Origin of the sequence: Streptomyces anulatus, assembly GCF_014650675.1 — a bacterium.
In the GTDB taxonomy this organism is placed as follows: domain Bacteria; phylum Actinomycetota; class Actinomycetes; order Streptomycetales; family Streptomycetaceae; genus Streptomyces; species Streptomyces anulatus.
In genome coordinates this window covers 862,839-877,812 of record NZ_BMVK01000002.1, presented here as the reverse complement: position 1 = coordinate 877,812, position 14,974 = coordinate 862,839, and the positions used below count along the sequence as shown (strand labels likewise).

At 73.9% G+C, this 14,974-nt stretch carries 13 protein-coding genes; 11 read left to right on the top strand and 2 right to left on the bottom strand.

Annotation, left to right across the window (positions count from 1 at the left end; all coding sequences use genetic code 11):
* The 5 genes from IE272_RS08570 to IE272_RS08550 form a co-directional block, all read left to right on the top strand.
* The coding region (locus tag IE272_RS08570) for a DUF4118 domain-containing protein (protein ID WP_190006548.1) at positions 1-1,835 on the top strand (1,835 nt) is incomplete at its 5' end.
* 73 nt (positions 1,836-1,908) lie between these two features.
* Positions 1,909-2,400 carry a DUF2975 domain-containing protein gene (locus IE272_RS08565; protein ID WP_057665383.1) on the top strand — a complete coding sequence of 164 codons (492 nt, stop codon included), beginning with the start codon at positions 1,909-1,911 and terminating at the stop codon, positions 2,398-2,400.
* Positions 2,400-2,621, top strand: coding sequence for a helix-turn-helix domain-containing protein (locus IE272_RS08560; protein ID WP_190006547.1), 222 nt, complete (start codon positions 2,400-2,402; stop codon positions 2,619-2,621). The genes IE272_RS08565 and IE272_RS08560 overlap by 1 nt, the downstream gene beginning before the upstream one ends.
* Before the next feature lie 308 nt (positions 2,622-2,929).
* Positions 2,930-3,700 (top strand): RNA polymerase sigma factor, encoded by a 771-nt coding sequence (locus IE272_RS08555; RefSeq protein ID WP_050360237.1) that lies wholly within the window; start codon positions 2,930-2,932, stop codon positions 3,698-3,700.
* Positions 3,700-4,827 (top strand): hypothetical protein, encoded by a 1,128-nt coding sequence (locus IE272_RS08550; protein WP_190006546.1) that lies wholly within the window; start codon positions 3,700-3,702, stop codon positions 4,825-4,827. The genes IE272_RS08555 and IE272_RS08550 overlap by 1 nt, the downstream gene beginning before the upstream one ends.
* A gap of 244 nt (positions 4,828-5,071) precedes the next feature.
* Here IE272_RS08550 and IE272_RS08545 read toward each other — a convergent pair whose 3' ends face one another.
* Positions 5,072-6,106 (bottom strand): L,D-transpeptidase family protein, encoded by a 1,035-nt coding sequence (locus tag IE272_RS08545; protein ID WP_190006545.1) that lies wholly within the window; start codon positions 6,104-6,106, stop codon positions 5,072-5,074.
* 242 nt (positions 6,107-6,348) lie between these two features.
* On the opposite strand from IE272_RS08545, the gene leuE reads away from it, so the two are divergent.
* A complete protein-coding gene (gene leuE, locus IE272_RS08540; RefSeq protein WP_050360234.1) occupies positions 6,349-7,032 on the top strand; it encodes a leucine efflux protein LeuE in 684 nt (227 codons plus the stop codon).
* Positions 7,033-7,041: 9 nt separating this feature from the next.
* Here leuE and IE272_RS08535 read toward each other — a convergent pair whose 3' ends face one another.
* Positions 7,042-7,503 carry a MarR family winged helix-turn-helix transcriptional regulator gene (locus IE272_RS08535; RefSeq protein ID WP_050360233.1) on the bottom strand — a complete coding sequence of 154 codons (462 nt, stop codon included), beginning with the start codon at positions 7,501-7,503 and terminating at the stop codon, positions 7,042-7,044.
* A 179-nt stretch (positions 7,504-7,682) separates the two neighbouring features.
* On the opposite strand from IE272_RS08535, the gene IE272_RS08530 reads away from it, so the two are divergent.
* The 5 genes from IE272_RS08530 to IE272_RS08510 are packed head-to-tail and all read left to right on the top strand — an operon-like array spanning position 7,683 to position 14,946.
* Positions 7,683-8,648, top strand: coding sequence for a glycosyltransferase family 2 protein (locus tag IE272_RS08530; RefSeq protein WP_050360232.1), 966 nt, complete (start codon positions 7,683-7,685; stop codon positions 8,646-8,648).
* Positions 8,649-8,651: 3 nt separating this feature from the next.
* On the top strand, positions 8,652-10,022 hold the full coding sequence (locus tag IE272_RS08525) for a polysialyltransferase family glycosyltransferase (protein WP_050360231.1): 1,371 nt from the start codon (positions 8,652-8,654) through the stop codon (positions 10,020-10,022).
* Between the two features lie 58 nt (positions 10,023-10,080).
* The gene (locus IE272_RS08520; protein ID WP_190006544.1) at positions 10,081-11,436 is read left to right on the top strand and encodes a tetratricopeptide repeat protein; all 1,356 of its coding nucleotides are present in this window, start codon (positions 10,081-10,083) and stop codon (positions 11,434-11,436) included.
* Positions 11,433-13,832 carry a tetratricopeptide repeat protein gene (locus IE272_RS08515; protein ID WP_050360229.1) on the top strand — a complete coding sequence of 800 codons (2,400 nt, stop codon included), beginning with the start codon at positions 11,433-11,435 and terminating at the stop codon, positions 13,830-13,832. The genes IE272_RS08520 and IE272_RS08515 overlap by 4 nt, the downstream gene beginning before the upstream one ends.
* Before the next feature lie 34 nt (positions 13,833-13,866).
* The gene (locus IE272_RS08510; protein WP_190006543.1) at positions 13,867-14,946 is read left to right on the top strand and encodes an acyltransferase; all 1,080 of its coding nucleotides are present in this window, start codon (positions 13,867-13,869) and stop codon (positions 14,944-14,946) included.
* The last annotated feature ends 28 nt before the right edge of the window (positions 14,947-14,974 follow it).

Genomic DNA, 14,974 nt, shown 5'->3' with positions numbered 1-14,974 from the left:
TCGTCGTCGGACTCACCGGCGGACCCGAAGGACGCACCCTCATCCGCCGCGCCTCCCGCCTCGCGGAGAAGGGGGCGGGCGGCGAGGTGCTGGCCGTCTACATCGCGGCGAGCGACGGGCTGAAGGCGGTGTCGCCCAAGGAACTGGCCGTCCAGCGCACCCTGGTCGAGGACCTCGGCGGCACCTTCCACCACGTCATCGGGGACGACGTGCCCTCGGCCCTGCTGGAGTTCGCCCGCGGGGTCAACGCCACCCAGATCGTTCTCGGCGTCAGCCGGCGCAAGTCCTGGCAGTACGCGTTCGGGCCCGGCGTCAGCGCCACCGTCGCCCGTGAGTCCGGTCCGGACCTGGACGTCCACATGGTCACCCACGACTCCATCGCCAAGGGCCGGGGGCTCCCGATCGCCCGCGGCGCCCGCCTCGGCCGGGCCCGGGTCGTCTGGGGCTGGCTCGTCGGCGTCACCGGACCGGCCCTCCTCGCCCTGCTGCTCAGCACCGTCGTCCCCGACCTCGGGCTCGCCAACGACATGCTGCTGTTCCTCACCGCCACCGTCGCCGCCGCCCTGCTCGGCGGGATGCTGCCCGCCCTCGCCTCGGCGGCCTTCGGCTCGCTGCTGCTGAACTACTACTTCACCCCGCCCCTGGGCCGGTTCACGATCGCCGACCCCAAGAACATCGTCGCCATCGTGATCTTCGTCGGGGTGGCCGTGTCCGTCGCCTCCGTCGTCGACCTGGCGGCCCGCAGGACCCACCAGGCGGCACGGCTGCGCGCCGAGTCGGAGATCCTGTCGTTCCTGGCCGGGAGCATCCTGCGGGGCGAGAACTCACTCGACGCGCTGCTGGAGCGGCTGCGGGAAACCTTCGCGATGGACTCCGTCGCCCTCCTGGAGCGGCAGGCCGAGGTCGAGCCCTGGACCTGTACGGCGGCTGTCGGCGCCCGCCCCGTCGAACGCCCCGAGGACGCCGACGTCGACATACCCGTGGGGGAGAACCTGGCGCTGGTCCTGAGCGGCCGGGCGCTGCCCGCCGAGGACCGCCGGGTCCTGGGCGCTTTCGCCGCCCAGGCGGCCGTGGCACTGGACCGCCAGCGCCTGGTCGACCAGGCCGAGGAGGCGCGGAAACTCGCCGAGGGCGACCGCTTCCGCACCGCCCTGCTCGCCGCGGTCAGCCACGACCTCCGCACCCCCCTGGCCGGCATCAAGGCATCGGTCACCTCGCTGCGCTCCCACGACGTCGCCTGGTCGGAGACCGACCGCGAGGCCCTGCTCGAAGGGATCGAGGACGGGGCCGACCGGCTCTCGGCCCTGATCGGCAACCTCCTGGACATGTCCCGCCTCAACACGGGCACCGTCGTCCCGCTGATCCGGGAAACGGACCTGGACGAAGTCGTCCCCATGGCGCTGGGCGGCGTCCCGGACGGCAGCGTGGAGCTGGACATCCCGGAGACGCTGCCCATGGTCGCCGTCGACCGGGGCCTGCTGGAGCGCATCGTCGCCAACATCGTCGAGAACGCCGTCAAGTACAGCCCCGAGGGCCGGCCCGTGATCGTCTCCGCCAGCACTCTGCGCGACCGCGTCGAACTCCGCGTCGTCGACCGGGGCCCCGGGGTCCCCGACACGGCCAAGGAGCACATCTTCGAACCGTTCCAGCGGCTCGGCGATGCCCCGAGGGGCGCGGGAGTCGGGCTCGGTCTGGCCGTCGCACGGGGCTTCACCGAGGCGATACGGGCCACCCTCACCGCCGAGGACACGCCCGGCGGCGGCCTCACCATGGTCCTCACCCTGCCCCGCGGCGCCACCGCCGGGGCAGCTGCTCCCGACCGTACTCAGCCGTAGCGAAACCCGGCACCCTTGCTCTGTCTATCGATATTCGATAGATTTCCATCGTAGGTCGATGGAGGGATGGGTCATGGGGAAGCTGACAGTGCGCGCGCTGCGCGCCGTGCTCGTGGTGGTGCTCGCCGGCTCCGTGTTCGTACAGGCGCTGATGGTGTGGGTGCTGGTCAGCGGGAGTGACCCGGAGGACGGTTCGCTCCCGCTGACCCCGCTGCGCGTGATCACGATCCTGGGCATCGGGACGGCCCAGGTCACCCTGGTCTGCGTATGGCGACTGGTCACGATGGTGCGACGCGGAACCGTGTTCTCCCACGCCGCCTTCCGGTACGTGGACGTCATCATCGGCGCGATCGTCGCGGCCGCTCTCGTGTGGTTCGCGGTCACGGCCCTGAACGCGCCCGGCCAGCGGGAGGACCCGGGCGTCACCCTCATCATGGGCGGGATCGGCGTGGCCGTCCTGGGGGTCGCGCTGCTCGTGCTCGTGCTGCGGACGCTGCTCGCCCAGGCCGTCGCCCGCGACGTCGAGGCGGCGCGGATGCGGGCCGAGCTGGACGAGGTGATCTGATGCCGATCGTCGTCGACATCGACGTGATGCTGGCCAGGCGGAAGATGTCCGTGGGTGAACTCGCGGACCGCGTGGGGATCACGCCCGCCAATCTGGCGGTACTCAAGAACGGCCGGGCCAAGGCGGTGCGCTTCGCGACGCTCGCCGCGCTCTGCGACGTACTCAAGTGCCAGCCGGGCGACCTGCTCCGCTGGGAGGCCGAGGACACCGCGGGCGACTGAACCGTGCCTGCCGGCGCGGGCGGCCCGCGAAGTGACTGTTCGGACGGTTGAACGCTGGAGCGACGACCGGGGCCGCCACCCCCCACAGGAGAGGCCCCGGCCGTCTTCCACGGGGTCGCAGCACGACCCCGTACTCATCTCAGCGCCATGACTGCGTTTTCTGTCACACCGGAGGACGGGGCGGCGAATTGTTGCGGGTTGTACAAGTCATGGACGTGGCCCCTGCCGAGCACGTAGCGTGCTGGTTCGCGCAGGGTTGCGCAGCAGTTGACCAGCTGCGATCGAGAACGGCAGAGCGGGTTGAGGGAGTGCTGGGGGACGACGCGGAGCTGACTGCCGCGGTGCTCGCGGCACAGGACGGGGACGAGGACGCCTTCCGTGCTGTGTACCGCGCGGTGCAGCCACGGCTGTTGGGCTACATACGGACGCTGGTCGGGGAGCCGGACGCCGAGGACGTCGCGTCCGAGGCGTGGCTCCAGATCGCGCGCGACCTCGACCGCTTCAGCGGTGACGCCGACCGGTTCCGGGGCTGGGCCGCCCGGATCGCGCGCAACCGCTCGCTGGACCACCTGCGGATGCGCAGCCGCCGCCCCGCGATCGGCGGCGACGAGACCGAGCTGACCGCGCGTGCCGCCGAGTCCGACACCGCGGGCGACGCCATCGAGGCGCTGGACACCGACCGCACCATGTCGCTCATCGCCCAGCTGCCGCAGGACCAGGCCGAGGCCGTCGTGCTCCGGGTGGTCGTCGGGCTCGACGCGAAGAGCGCGGCGCAGACCCTGGGCAAGCGGCCCGGCGCCGTCCGCACCGCCGCCCACCGCGGGCTCAAGCGACTGGCCGAACTCCTCGGCGCGGAACATCCCGGGGCGAACCGGGCCGACGGCGGGTCCCCCGCGGACGACGCCCCGGCCCCGGACCCGGCGCAGGGTCCCGACGACGGTGCGGGTCAGGAGCCGGGCGGTGGCGCCGGACTCGGTGCCGTGCCCGCGCAGCGCCCCGGGCGGGGCGGTCCGGCGGCGCCCGCCGGGGTCACTCCCGGTGTGACGCATTCGCGACCGTGGACGCAGAAGGACATGTGATGGCCGACGAGCACTACGAGTGGCTTGACAAGGACGCGGCGGAGAGATTGCTCCGCGGCGAACCGGTCGTCCCCGTCGGCGACGAGGCCCGCACCGACGCCTTCCGGCTCGCCGAAGCGCTCGGCGCGGCCCGCGGAGGTCCGCGGCCCCCGACCGGTGAACTCCCCGGCGAGGACGCGGTCCTCGCCGCGTTCCGGCAGGCCGGCCACGGCAACGGCGTGGACCGGCTCGCCGGACGTGCCGCCGGCGCCGCCGTCCCCGGCCGGCCCGGTCTGCTGCACGCCGTCCACATCGGCTCCGCCCCCGACGCCCCGGTCCGCCGCCCGCGCTGGAGCCGGCCGGTCCGCTTCGGTCTGGTCGCCTCGCTCGCGGGCTGTGCGCTCGGCGGGGTGGCGGTCGCCGCCGGCACGGGCGTGTTCACCGGAACGTTCGGCGGACAGGGCTCGCCCGCGCCGGCCACCTCCGTATCGGCCGCCGTCACGCCGGGGCCGCTGATCTCCGGCGAGTCCACCGACGACCCGTCGTCCCCGGCGGACCCGCCCTCGCCCGACGAGCCGGCAGACCCCTCCTCGCCCGCGACCCGGGAGTCCGAGGGGCCCGAGAAGCCCGACGGCGAGCGAACCGGCGACACCGGCCGGGAGTCCGGCGAGGACCGTCCGGGCAGCCCGGACCGGCCGGGCGGCGACGGCCGCGAGGAGACGCCCGGGAGCGGTGAAAGCCAGGACGAACAGCCCGGCGGCTCCGGTGACGACACGGCGTCCGGGAACTGGTACGAGCAGTCCGTCAAGGCCTGCAAGGCCTTCCGCGACGGCACTCTGGACGACCGGAGCCGACGCGAGCTGATCCGGTTCGCGAAGGGCGAGAAGAACCTGGAGCGCTTCTGCGACCGACTCCTCGACGGGAGCGACGGAAGCGGTGGGAGCGGCGGCTCCGGTGGTTCCGGAGGCGGCGGGGACGACGACGGGGGGCAGAGCGGACCGGGCGACGGTGACGGCGGTTCGCTGCCGCCGGTCTCCTTCCACCCCGTACCGCGCTCCGGCGTGGCCCCGGAGCCGGGGGCCGGCGCGGACACCGAGGTCACGCCGCTCCCGAAGAGCACCGGCACGGCCTCCGTACTCACCCGCTGAACTGCGGTTCCAGGCCAAACGCGATCGGCCCGGACAACCAGGTGTGACGTTTTTCGGAGGCCGGGCGCAGTACAGAGTGAGCCGACTGGTCATCGGCCGCGCAACGAGCCGGGGTTCCCCCCGTACCTTCGGCTCAGCGCATCGGCGCGGGCGGGACACGTTCCCCCGGTCCCGCCCGCGCCCTCTCCTCCTCGTACCGGCCGTACGCCGGATCACCGGTGCGGGATCACCCGTGAGCACCGGATCACCAGGAGACGACGACCTTGTCGCCGTTCTTCACCTGGTCGAACAGTGCCGCGACCTTCTTCTTGTCCCGCACGTTGACGCAGCCGTGCGAGGCGCCGCCGTAACCGTTGGCCGCGAAGTCGGCGGAGTAGTGCACCGCCTGGCCGCCGCTGAAGAACAGGGCGTACGGCATCGGGGTGTCGTAGAGCGTCGACACATGGTCCCGGGACTTCCAGAACACCTCGAACACGCCCTCCCGGGTGGGCGTGTACTCCGAGCCGAAGCGCACGTCCATCGCGGAGACGACCTTGCCGTCGTTCATCCACGCCAGGGTCCGGCTCTTCTTGCTGATGCACAGCACCCGGCCCTTCAGGCACCGTTCGTCCGGCGCGGCCACCGGCCGCTCGGTCGGCGGGTCCAGTTCGGCGGCCGTCGGCACCTGGGTCATGGCCAGCAGCCGCTGCCAGGTGACCGCGTCGGTGCTTCCGGTGACCGGCAGCCGCCGCTTGGCCTGAAAGGACCGCACGGCGTCGGCGGTGACGGAGCCGTAGTAGCCGGTGGGATTGCGCCCGAAGTGGCCGATCTGGCGGAGCCGGGCCTGGAGTTCCCGCACCCGCTCGCTCTCGGACCCCGTACGCATCAGGACGCGCGGCGGCGGTGCGGTGCTCGGCTCCGGGGCCGGCCGGGCCGTCGTCGGGGCCGGGGCCGCGGTGGACGCCGGCGGGCTCGGCGGTGGCGCGGTGCTCGGCTTCGCGTCCTCGGCGGTGGGGGCGGGGGCCGTGAGGAAGGGGCTCGGGGTCGGTGCGGCCGCCTGTGTGGCCCGCACCGGCGGCGCCACGTCCTGCGCCCCTTCGGCGGTCCCGGGCTCGCACCCCGTCGCCAGGGCGGCCAGCGCGACGAGGGAAGCGGCGGCGACACGACGCCCCCGGGGCCTTCCGCCCGCACACCGCTCGGCGGCCATGCCCGGCCCCGGTCCCGGTATCGCTTCCGACGCCCGCGTCCCGCCCGTGCCGCTCGCTCCCCGGCCGTCCCGCCCGCTGTTCGTGTCCGTCATGCTCGGTCCCCCTGGCTCACCCGCCGGCCCGGCGCCTCCTGTACGGAATTCCCGTCCGGCCCGGTCACCGAATCCTCCGTCGGACCTCGGCCGCGCGTCCAGCCCCCCAAGGGAGCGCCCGGTGGATCATGGCCGGGTCCGGCCCGCGCGGCGCACCCCTCTCCCGGGCGCCGCCGGGCCGTCGATATCGCCTGGTGAAACCCCCTGGACGGCACCCCGTACGGGCGTGCGAGACTCCGTCCATGCTGGGTGTCACCGATCTTCCGACGTATCTCGCCGGTCTGGCGCTGATCGTTCTTCTGCCGGGGCCGAACTCGCTGTACGTGCTCTCCGTCGCCGCCCGCCGAGGCGTGCGCACCGGCTATACGGCCGCCGCGGGCGTCTGGACCGGAGACACCGTTCTGATGACGCTCTCCGCGCTCGGCGCCGCGTCCCTGCTCCAGACCACGCCCCTGCTCTTCGCGATCGTCAAGTACGCGGGCGCGGCCTATCTGACCTGGATGGCCATCGGGATGCTGCGGGCGGCCGTGGCGCTGTGGCGCGAGCGGCACCGGCGTACCGCCGAGCTCGTGGAGACGGTCGAGACCGCCGGTGCGGCCGAGGCGTCCGGTGCGACCGGCCCCGTGGAGAGGCCCTACCGCCGGGCCCTGGTGGTCAGCCTGATCAATCCGAAGGCGATCCTGTTCCTGATCTCCTTCTTCGTCCAGTTCGTCGACCCGGGCTATGCCTACCCGGCGCTGTCGTTCCTGCTGCTGGGAACCCTGCTCCAGCTCGCCAGCTTCGCGTACCTCTCGGTGCTGATCTTCGGCGGCACCCGCCTGGCCGCCGCCTTCCGACGCCGTAAGCGCCTGTCGGCGGGGGCCACTTCCGCCGCGGGTGTCCTGTTCCTCGGGTTCGCGGCCAAGCTCTCGCTGAGCAGCGTGTAGCTCCGGCCCTCAGTGGTGCCAGGCCTTTCCCCCGACGTTGTGGATCATCCGCTGCAACACCTTGAGCGCGGCGACGAACTCCGCCTCGGGGATGCCCTCGTGGATCTCGGCGCTCGCCCGCGAGACCCGGGCGTACGCCTTCTCGCGCAGCGCCCGCCCCTCGGGGGTCATCCGTAGCCGTGCTCCGGAGTCCTCGGTGACCAGCCCCCGTTCGAGAAGGCTTTCGACGGCCTCCTCCATGCCGTCCGTCCCGGTGTCGAGGAAGCCGCTGAGCATGGTCACCAGCTCGGCCCTGCCCCGTCCCTCCTCGTCCGCCCCGTCCAGTTGGTTGAGCACCCACCAGGGAGGCTGGGTGAGTCCGTGCTCGGCCAGCGCGGACCGGATGTGGGTGACCGTCGCCTCGTGCGCGGCCCAGCTCCAGTAACCGATCGGCTGGCGGGCGAGTCCTGCGTCGTCGTGTGAGTAGTCCATGCCTCAGAACGTAGAACCTCAAGCAAAGTTGAGGTCAAGCCCCGTCGTGAGGCGTTCTCCGGCGCGCGCCCGGTCATGCGGCGGACGCGCAGAGTTCACCCGCTGTCGTGGCGGGCGTCACCCGATCCTTCCGCCGTCTCACTAGGTTGTCGGGACCATGATCGAAGGCGAGGGCACGCGTGCCGAAACTGTCCGTTGTCGTACCGCTCCACAATGTCGCGCCCTACGCTCCGACCACGCTGGGCAGCCTGGCCCGCAACGCGGACCCGGACATCGAGTTCCTGCTGGTCGATGACGCGTCCACCGACGGTACGCAGGACATCGTCGACCACTGGGCCGAGCGGCTGCCGCGCGCCCGGGTGATCAGACACGGTACGAACGTCGGCATCGCGGCCGCCCGCAACAGCGGCATCGACGCCGCCGAGGGCGACTACCTCACCTTCCTCGACGGCGACGACTGGTACGCCCCCGGCCACCTGGACCGGCTGGTGCGCGCCGCCCAGGACCTCGACTGCGACTTCGCCCGCACCGACCACGTCCAGTCCACCGGCACCACCCGCGTCGTGCGGCGCGCCCCCGCGCCCCTCCGGGACACCCTGCTCGACCCCCGCGACGGGATCGGGGCGCCCGAGCGCGAGACCATGGTCGACTACCCGTTCGTCTGGGCCGGGATCTACCACCGGCGGCTCTTCGCCGACGGCGCCCAGCGCTTCGCCACCGAACTGCGCACCGCCGAGGACCGGCTGTGGATCTGGCAGCTCCATCTGCGCGCCCGCACCTACGCGTCGCTCGGGCTGTACGGCATCTTCTACCGGCGCGGGGTCACCACCTCCCTGACCCAGATCAAGGACTCCCGCCAGCTCGACTTCTTCCCCGCCTACGACGCGCTGCTCGATCAGCTGCGCACGGACCGGGACGCGAAGACCCTGCTGCCCAAGGCCGTCCGCACGTACTGCGCGATGATCGCCTTCCACAACGAGAAGGCCGACGACTACGAGCCCGCCACCGCCCGGCGGCTGCGCTCCGAGTCGGCCGCCGCGCTGCACCGGATGCCGCAGGACGTGCTCGACCGCACCCTGACGATGATCGACGACAAGCGCGGCACGCTGCTCAGCCGTCTGCGCACCAAGCAGAAGGCCGCCTGACCGATGCCCGTACCCACGCCCGTACGTACGCCCCCGCGCACCCAGATCTTCCAGGTGTCCACCCTGTACGGGGCGGCCACCCTCGCCGCCGCGCTCGACGCCGGACAGTTCGGCCGGGCCCTCGACAGCCACCGCATCCTGCTGGTCTCCAACAACGCGGCCGTCCCCGAGACAGCCCTGCGCCTGGAAGAGATGCGCGGTTACGGCTCCCTCGCCGCCCGCTTCGACGCCGTCGTCGACTGGAACGAGGCGATCAGCCCGCACCACCCCAGCGGCTGGGGCCCCCGCTCCGAGGAGACCGTCCTGTGGCAGCGGGCCTTCCGCCTGGCCTGGGACATCGACCCCGACGCCCCCGTCGACCTGGCCGTGGAGTCCATCCAGGTCAACCCGGCCCGCGCGCTGGCCGCGATCTTCTCCGAGAGCGCCGTGCACGTGTACGCCGACGGGCTGATGAGCTACGGCCCCACCCGCAACCGGCTGCCCCAGTCCATCGCCTGCCGCATCCGGCGCGTCCTCCACCTCGACCTGGTCACCGGGCTGCGCCCGCTCCTCCTCGCCGAGGCCGGCGTCGAGCCCGAACTCGTCCCGGACGACGCCTTCCGCGCCGTCCTCTCCGAGATCGCCGCCGCGGCCGACGGGGACAGGAAGCTCGCCGCCGCCGAAGCGGCCGCCCCCACCGCGATGCTGCTCGGCCAGTACCTCGCCGCCCTCAACATCCTCACCCCGGAGGAGGAAGAGGACCTGCACGTGCGGATGTTGCGCGGAGCCGCCCGCGCCGGGCACACCTCCATCCTCTTCAAGCCGCACCCCACGGCGCCGGCCAGCTACTCCCGCGCCCTGGACGAGGCCGCCGCGGAGGCCGGCGTACGGCTCACCACCCTGGACGGCCCGCTGCTCGCGGAGACGCTGTACGAGCGGTGCGCACCCACCCTGGTCGTCGGCTGCTTCTCCACCGCGATGTTCACCGCCGCCGCCTACTACGGCATCCCCGTCGCCCGCGTCGGCACCCGCCTGGTCCTCGACCGCATCACCCCGTACGAGAACAGCAACCGCATCCCGCTGACGATCACCGACCACCTCGTGCCCGACCTGGACACGCACGGCGCCGGGGCCGTCCCCCTGCTGCCGCGCACCGCGCCGGACACCCTCGCCCCGCTGGTGCGGACCGTCGGCTACTGCATGCAGGCCAAGCTCCACCCCGGGCTGCGCCCCGAGGCCGAGGCATGGCTGCGGGAGCGGCTCGGCCCCACGACCCAGCACTACTTCAAGCGCCGCCGCCTGCAGAGCCTCACCCTGCCCGGCGGCGGCCCCCGGGGAGCGGCGGTCCGGCTGCGCCGCACCGTACGGCGCACCCGCAGCACCCTGGGCCTCTGACCCGGGGCCGGGGCGTGAACCCCGGCCGGCGTCCGACTCACAGAACGGCGGAACGAGCATGGGCCAGACCCTCACCGGGCTGCTCACGTCAGTACGTGCGATAGCGGGACGGCCGGGCACACCGGCCCAGGGCCGCCCCGGCGGCGGACCGGACCAGGCCCTCCTGGCCGCCCTGCGGCTCTGCGGCGACCACCTCTCGGCCCTCGCCGCCGCCGGTCCCCTCACCGACGCCCGCCGCACCCGGCTCATCGCGTCGATCGGCTCCCTGACCACCGCGTGCTCCACCCCGGGCGCCGACGCCTTCGACGCGCTGCTGCGCACCGGACACCAGGCCCTGGACAGCGGGGGCGAGGCCGAGGCCCGCCTCGCCCTGGCGCTCGCCGACGAGGCGACCGCCCTGCGCGCCCGCTCCAAGGGCGCCTGGCGGCTGCGCGGCAACGCCCTGGACGCGCTCGGCCGCGGCGAGGAGGCGATCACCGCGTACGAACGCCACCTCGCGCTCCAGCAGAACACCGCCGCCTCGCGCGACGTCGAACGCAGGATCGCCACCCTGCGCGCCGCGGGGGACCGCATCGACGAGGCGCTGACGCTGTTCCGGGCGGGCGCCGACACGGAGGCGTCCGGGGCCGACACGGAGGTGTCCGGCGCCGCGGCCCGGCTGTCGCGCCACCTGCCCGCCGCCGAGGCCCGCACCGCCTTCACCGATTTCGTCCGGCTCCGGACCGCCGAACACGGGGCCGGGGACCCGGCGGTGCGCCGGCTCGCCACGCTCTACGCCGAGCACCGCCGGCTCTCGGACCGTGACCCGGTGGCCGACCCGCTGCTGGGCGGGGCCGAGCCCATCGGCGTACCCGGTCTGCGCCGGCTCGTCGCCGGGCGCACGGTGTGCCTGGTCGCCGACACCCCGCGCACCGCCGAGCAGGAACAGCGGCCCGGCAGTCCGCTGGCCGCCCTGATCGAGGGCTACGACCTCGTCGTGCGCTGCGACGAGGCGCGCCACACCGCCCCCGCCGCCCGCACCGATCTGCACGCCTGCACCCTGCGCGGCGACACCCCGTGGAAGGGCCCCCGGTGGGACCGGCGGGCGGGCGCCCGGCTGGTCTTCGGCGACCCGCTCCCGCACTGGCGGCTCGCCCTGCGCGGCAGGCTCGTCCCCGGCGCGCAGGACCGCGTCGGCGACGCCACGCTGCGCCGCCCGCTGCACGACCCGGCGCTGCTCGGCGAGGAGGCCGGTGCGGGACCCGCGAGCACCGCGTACACGGTGCTGCGGCTCCTCGACTTCCTGGGCACTCCCGCCCGGGTGGACCTCATCGGGTTCGAAGGACCGGCTGCCCTGTCCCCGCGCGAACGGGAATGGGTCGGGACACGGACCGCGAACACGGACGACACCGCGGTGAGGATCACCCTGAGATGACGTACCCCGACCCTTCGACGACGCCCGGCCCCGCGCCCGCCGCCCCCACCGAACCCACCCAGGCCCCCGCCACGGCGGCCGACTCCGGCACCACCACGGCGACCGGATCCGCCGACGACCGCCGTGCCGTCACCGGGAAGCGCCGGATCGCCTTCGCCGTGCACGTCGCCGGCGCCGGCGAACTGCCCGGACTCCGGACCCTCCTGCGCAGCCTCGCGCTGAGCGACCCGGCCCTCTGCGAGGACGTCGTCGTCCTGCACCCCGGTCTGCCGGACGCCGCCTTCGACACCGCCCGCCGGCTGCACCCCCGGCTGATCCCGCGCACGGCCGGCGGACGCGACGACGTGTTCCGCCTCGACGGGTACGACACCGTGGTCGCCCTCACCCCCGCCATGGTCGTCCTCGGCCGGCTCGACGCCCTGCTGAGACTCCGTACGGGCGTGGCCGCCGTGCCGCGCCCCGGTCCCGACGGGGCCCCGGACCCGCGCGGCGGCGTCCCCGACGACGGACTGCTGGTGATCCAGCGCCAGGACCTCGGTCCGGTGCCGCCCGCCGCGCAGGACGTCCCGGAAGACGTCCTCGTACCCCTGGACTCCCGTGCCGACTTCCGGGCGCTGCGGCTCCACGACGACCTGCCGGTCCCCGAGGACGTCGTCGTCCTGAACTTCGCCGGCGTCCCCGCGACCCGTACCGGTCTCGCCCCCGCCCACGCCGCCAGGGACCGCTTCGACCTGGACGACGAGGCGTTCCGGGCGGCCTTCCTCGCCCTCCCCGGCGCCAAACACCCCGACCTGCTGCTGCACCTCGCGCTCCCGTTCCCCGACCGGTCCCGGCCGCCGATCGACCTGGTCCGGCAGCTCGCCGAGATCCACCGGGGGCGCGGCCACCACGACCGGGCGGTCGCCCTGCTGAGCGAGGCCGTCGCGGGCCGCCCCGACCTGCCGCGCTGCCACGAGACGCTCGGCGTCTGCCTGATGGCGCTGTCCCGGTACGAGGAGGCCGAGACGCATCTGCTGCTGGCGACCGCCTCACCGGACTTCGCCCCCCGCGCCTTCGGCCAACTGGCCCGGCTGGCCTGGCTGCTGGGCCGCACCGAGGATGCCCGCGGCTATGCGCTCGCGGGGCTGGAGGCCGATCCGACCGACGCCAACTGCCGGGCCTGGTACGCCCGTACGTCGGCGATGGGCAGAATCGGCCGGTCCCCGGCAGCCGCACCGCCCGGCGAACAGCTCGCCCATGTGGCCCTGTTCGCCGACGGCGAGGAGAACGCGGGCGACAAGGTGCTGCCCGAGGCGGTCCGCAGCTGCTTCACCGCCGACACCGGCCCGGACCGCTGGCACCAGCAGCACGCGCACCTGCTGGTCGACGAAGCCGCCCTCGAACGCCTCAACGCCCGGCGGGCGGTGGTCGTGGGCGGCGGCGGGCTCTTCCTCCCCGACACCGCGCCCAACGGCAACAGCGGCTGGCAGTGGAACATCCCCGACGACGTCCTCGCCCGGATCACCGCCCCGCTGGCGGTCTTCGCCGTCGGCTACAACGTCTTCGACGGCCAGCGCTACCGCCGCGAGCGGTTCGCGGCCTCCCTGCGGGCCCTGGTCGAGCGGTCCGCGTTCTTCGGACTGCGCAACCACGGCTCCGTCGCCCGGGTCAGGGAACTGCTGCCCGAGTCGCTGCGCGAGAAGGTGCGCTACCAGCCCTGCCCCACCACGGTCGCCCGCCACCTCGACCCCCGCCTCGCCGAACCGGCCGCGCGCGAGGACACCGTGCTCGTCAACTGCGCCTACGACCGGGCCGGGCTCCGCTTCGGCCACGACTACGGGCACTTCCTCGCGGAGATGGCCGCGGCGATCCGGGCCGTGTCCGCGTCGGCGGAGGTCCGCTACGCCGCGCACATGCCCGCCGACGAACGCTTCGTGGACGACCTGCGCCGGGAGCACGGCCTCACCCTCCCCGTGGAGCCCCTGTACCTGCTCTCCAACGACGCCGTCCGGGACCTGTACCGGCGCACCCGGCTGGTGATCGGGATGCGCGGGCACGCAGGGATGATCCCCTTCGGCTGCGGCACCCCCGTCATCAGCCTGGTCTCGCACCCCAAGCTGGCCTACTTCCTGGCCGACATCGACCGGCCCGACTGGGGCGTCTCCGTCCATGAGCGCGCCCTCGGGGACCGGCTCGCGGAACGGGCCCGCGCGGTTCTGGACGACCACACGGCGGCGGTGGCCGACGTCCACGACCGGCAGCTCCTGCTGTGGTCGGCGACCCGCGACAACCTCGCCCGGCTGCGTGAACTCACCGGTCTGCCGGACCCGTTCGGCGATCCGGACGCGGGCCCCGTGGTCCCCTCGCCCCGGTCCGCCGCCGAGGACCACGTCACCCGCCCCCGGGACCGCGCGTGACGCCCGGCCCCACCCCGCCCACCCCCTGAGGACCATGTCGACCACACCCCCCGCCCCCGCCCCGGCGCCGACGGTCCCGGAGACGCCTCGTCCCGTCCGCGAGCACCGCTACGACATCGACCTGATCCGGCTGCTCTGCTCGGTCGGCGTGATCGGCCTCCACGCCGGGTCCGCCTTCGTGAACGCCGTGGGCCGGACGGCTTCGCAGGGGCCCGGCACCTACTGGGCCGGGCTGACCGCCGATTCCGTCGGCCGCTTCGCCGTGCCCCTCTTCTTCGCCATCGCCGGCTGGGTGGTCCTAGTCGGGGCCCCGCCGAAGGACGGCGCACGGCTGCGGCGGCGCATCGTGCGGATCGTGGTGCCCCTCGCCGTCTGGACGGCGCTCTACCTCGCCTGGGGCAGGCTCCGCGGAACCAACGACGACCCGGTGGGCGAGCTGGCACTGGACTCCGTGTTCGCCTCGGTCCGGCCCGCCTACCACCTCTGGTACCTCTACGCCTACCTCCCCGTGATCATGGTCCTGGGCCTGGTGGTGCTGGTCAGGTCGGGCAGGCGGCCGTGGGGCCTCGGCGCGGTGCTGCTGGTCCTGGCGTCCGCGCCGTCGCTGTTCGACGATCTGGCCGAGGCCACCGGCCGTGAACTGGCCCGCTTCGGCTGGGCGTTCGGCCCGTACCAGCTGATCTACGCGGTGCTCGGGGCGCTGCTGCTCGCCGCCCCGGCCGGCACGTTCGGCCGATGGCGGCTCCCGTGGGTGCTGCTCGCGGCGGCAGGACTGGCCGGGGTGATCGCGTACCAGCACGAGGTGCACTACGCGATCCCGTACGCACACGTCCTGGTGGCCCTGTTCAGCTGCGGCGTCCTGATCTCCCTGCACGGCCTGCGCGTCCCGGAGCGGATGCGCCCCACCCTGACCCGGCTGGCCGACGCGTCGTTCGGGGCCTATCTGGTGCACGTACTCGTGCTGGGCGTCCTCACCGACGCCTTCGTCCGGCCGGACCTGAGCGGCCCGGCCGCCGCCGCGCTCGTGGTCGGGATCACGGTGGCCACGACGGCCCTGTCGTTCGGCGCGGCCATGCTGTGGGGCCGGGCGGGCGCGAGCAAGGTGCTGGGCTGACCGTCCCGCGCTCAGTCCCGATCGCCCG

Coding starts and splice junctions, on each gene's coding strand:
- IE272_RS08565 (WP_057665383.1), top strand. CDS start 1,909: ATGGGGAAGCTGACAGTGCGCGCGCTGCGCGCCGTGCTCGTGGTGGTG.
- leuE (WP_050360234.1), top strand. CDS start 6,349: ATGCTGGGTGTCACCGATCTTCCGACGTATCTCGCCGGTCTGGCGCTG.
- IE272_RS08515 (WP_050360229.1), top strand. CDS start 11,433: ATGACGTACCCCGACCCTTCGACGACGCCCGGCCCCGCGCCCGCCGCC.
- IE272_RS08545 (WP_190006545.1), bottom strand. CDS start 6,106: ATGACGGACACGAACAGCGGGCGGGACGGCCGGGGAGCGAGCGGCACG.
- IE272_RS08550 (WP_190006546.1), top strand. CDS start 3,700: ATGGCCGACGAGCACTACGAGTGGCTTGACAAGGACGCGGCGGAGAGA.
- IE272_RS08510 (WP_190006543.1), top strand. CDS start 13,867: ATGTCGACCACACCCCCCGCCCCCGCCCCGGCGCCGACGGTCCCGGAG.
- IE272_RS08560 (WP_190006547.1), top strand. CDS start 2,400: ATGCCGATCGTCGTCGACATCGACGTGATGCTGGCCAGGCGGAAGATG.
- IE272_RS08525 (WP_050360231.1), top strand. CDS start 8,652: ATGCCCGTACCCACGCCCGTACGTACGCCCCCGCGCACCCAGATCTTC.
- IE272_RS08520 (WP_190006544.1), top strand. CDS start 10,081: ATGGGCCAGACCCTCACCGGGCTGCTCACGTCAGTACGTGCGATAGCG.
- IE272_RS08535 (WP_050360233.1), bottom strand. CDS start 7,503: ATGGACTACTCACACGACGACGCAGGACTCGCCCGCCAGCCGATCGGT.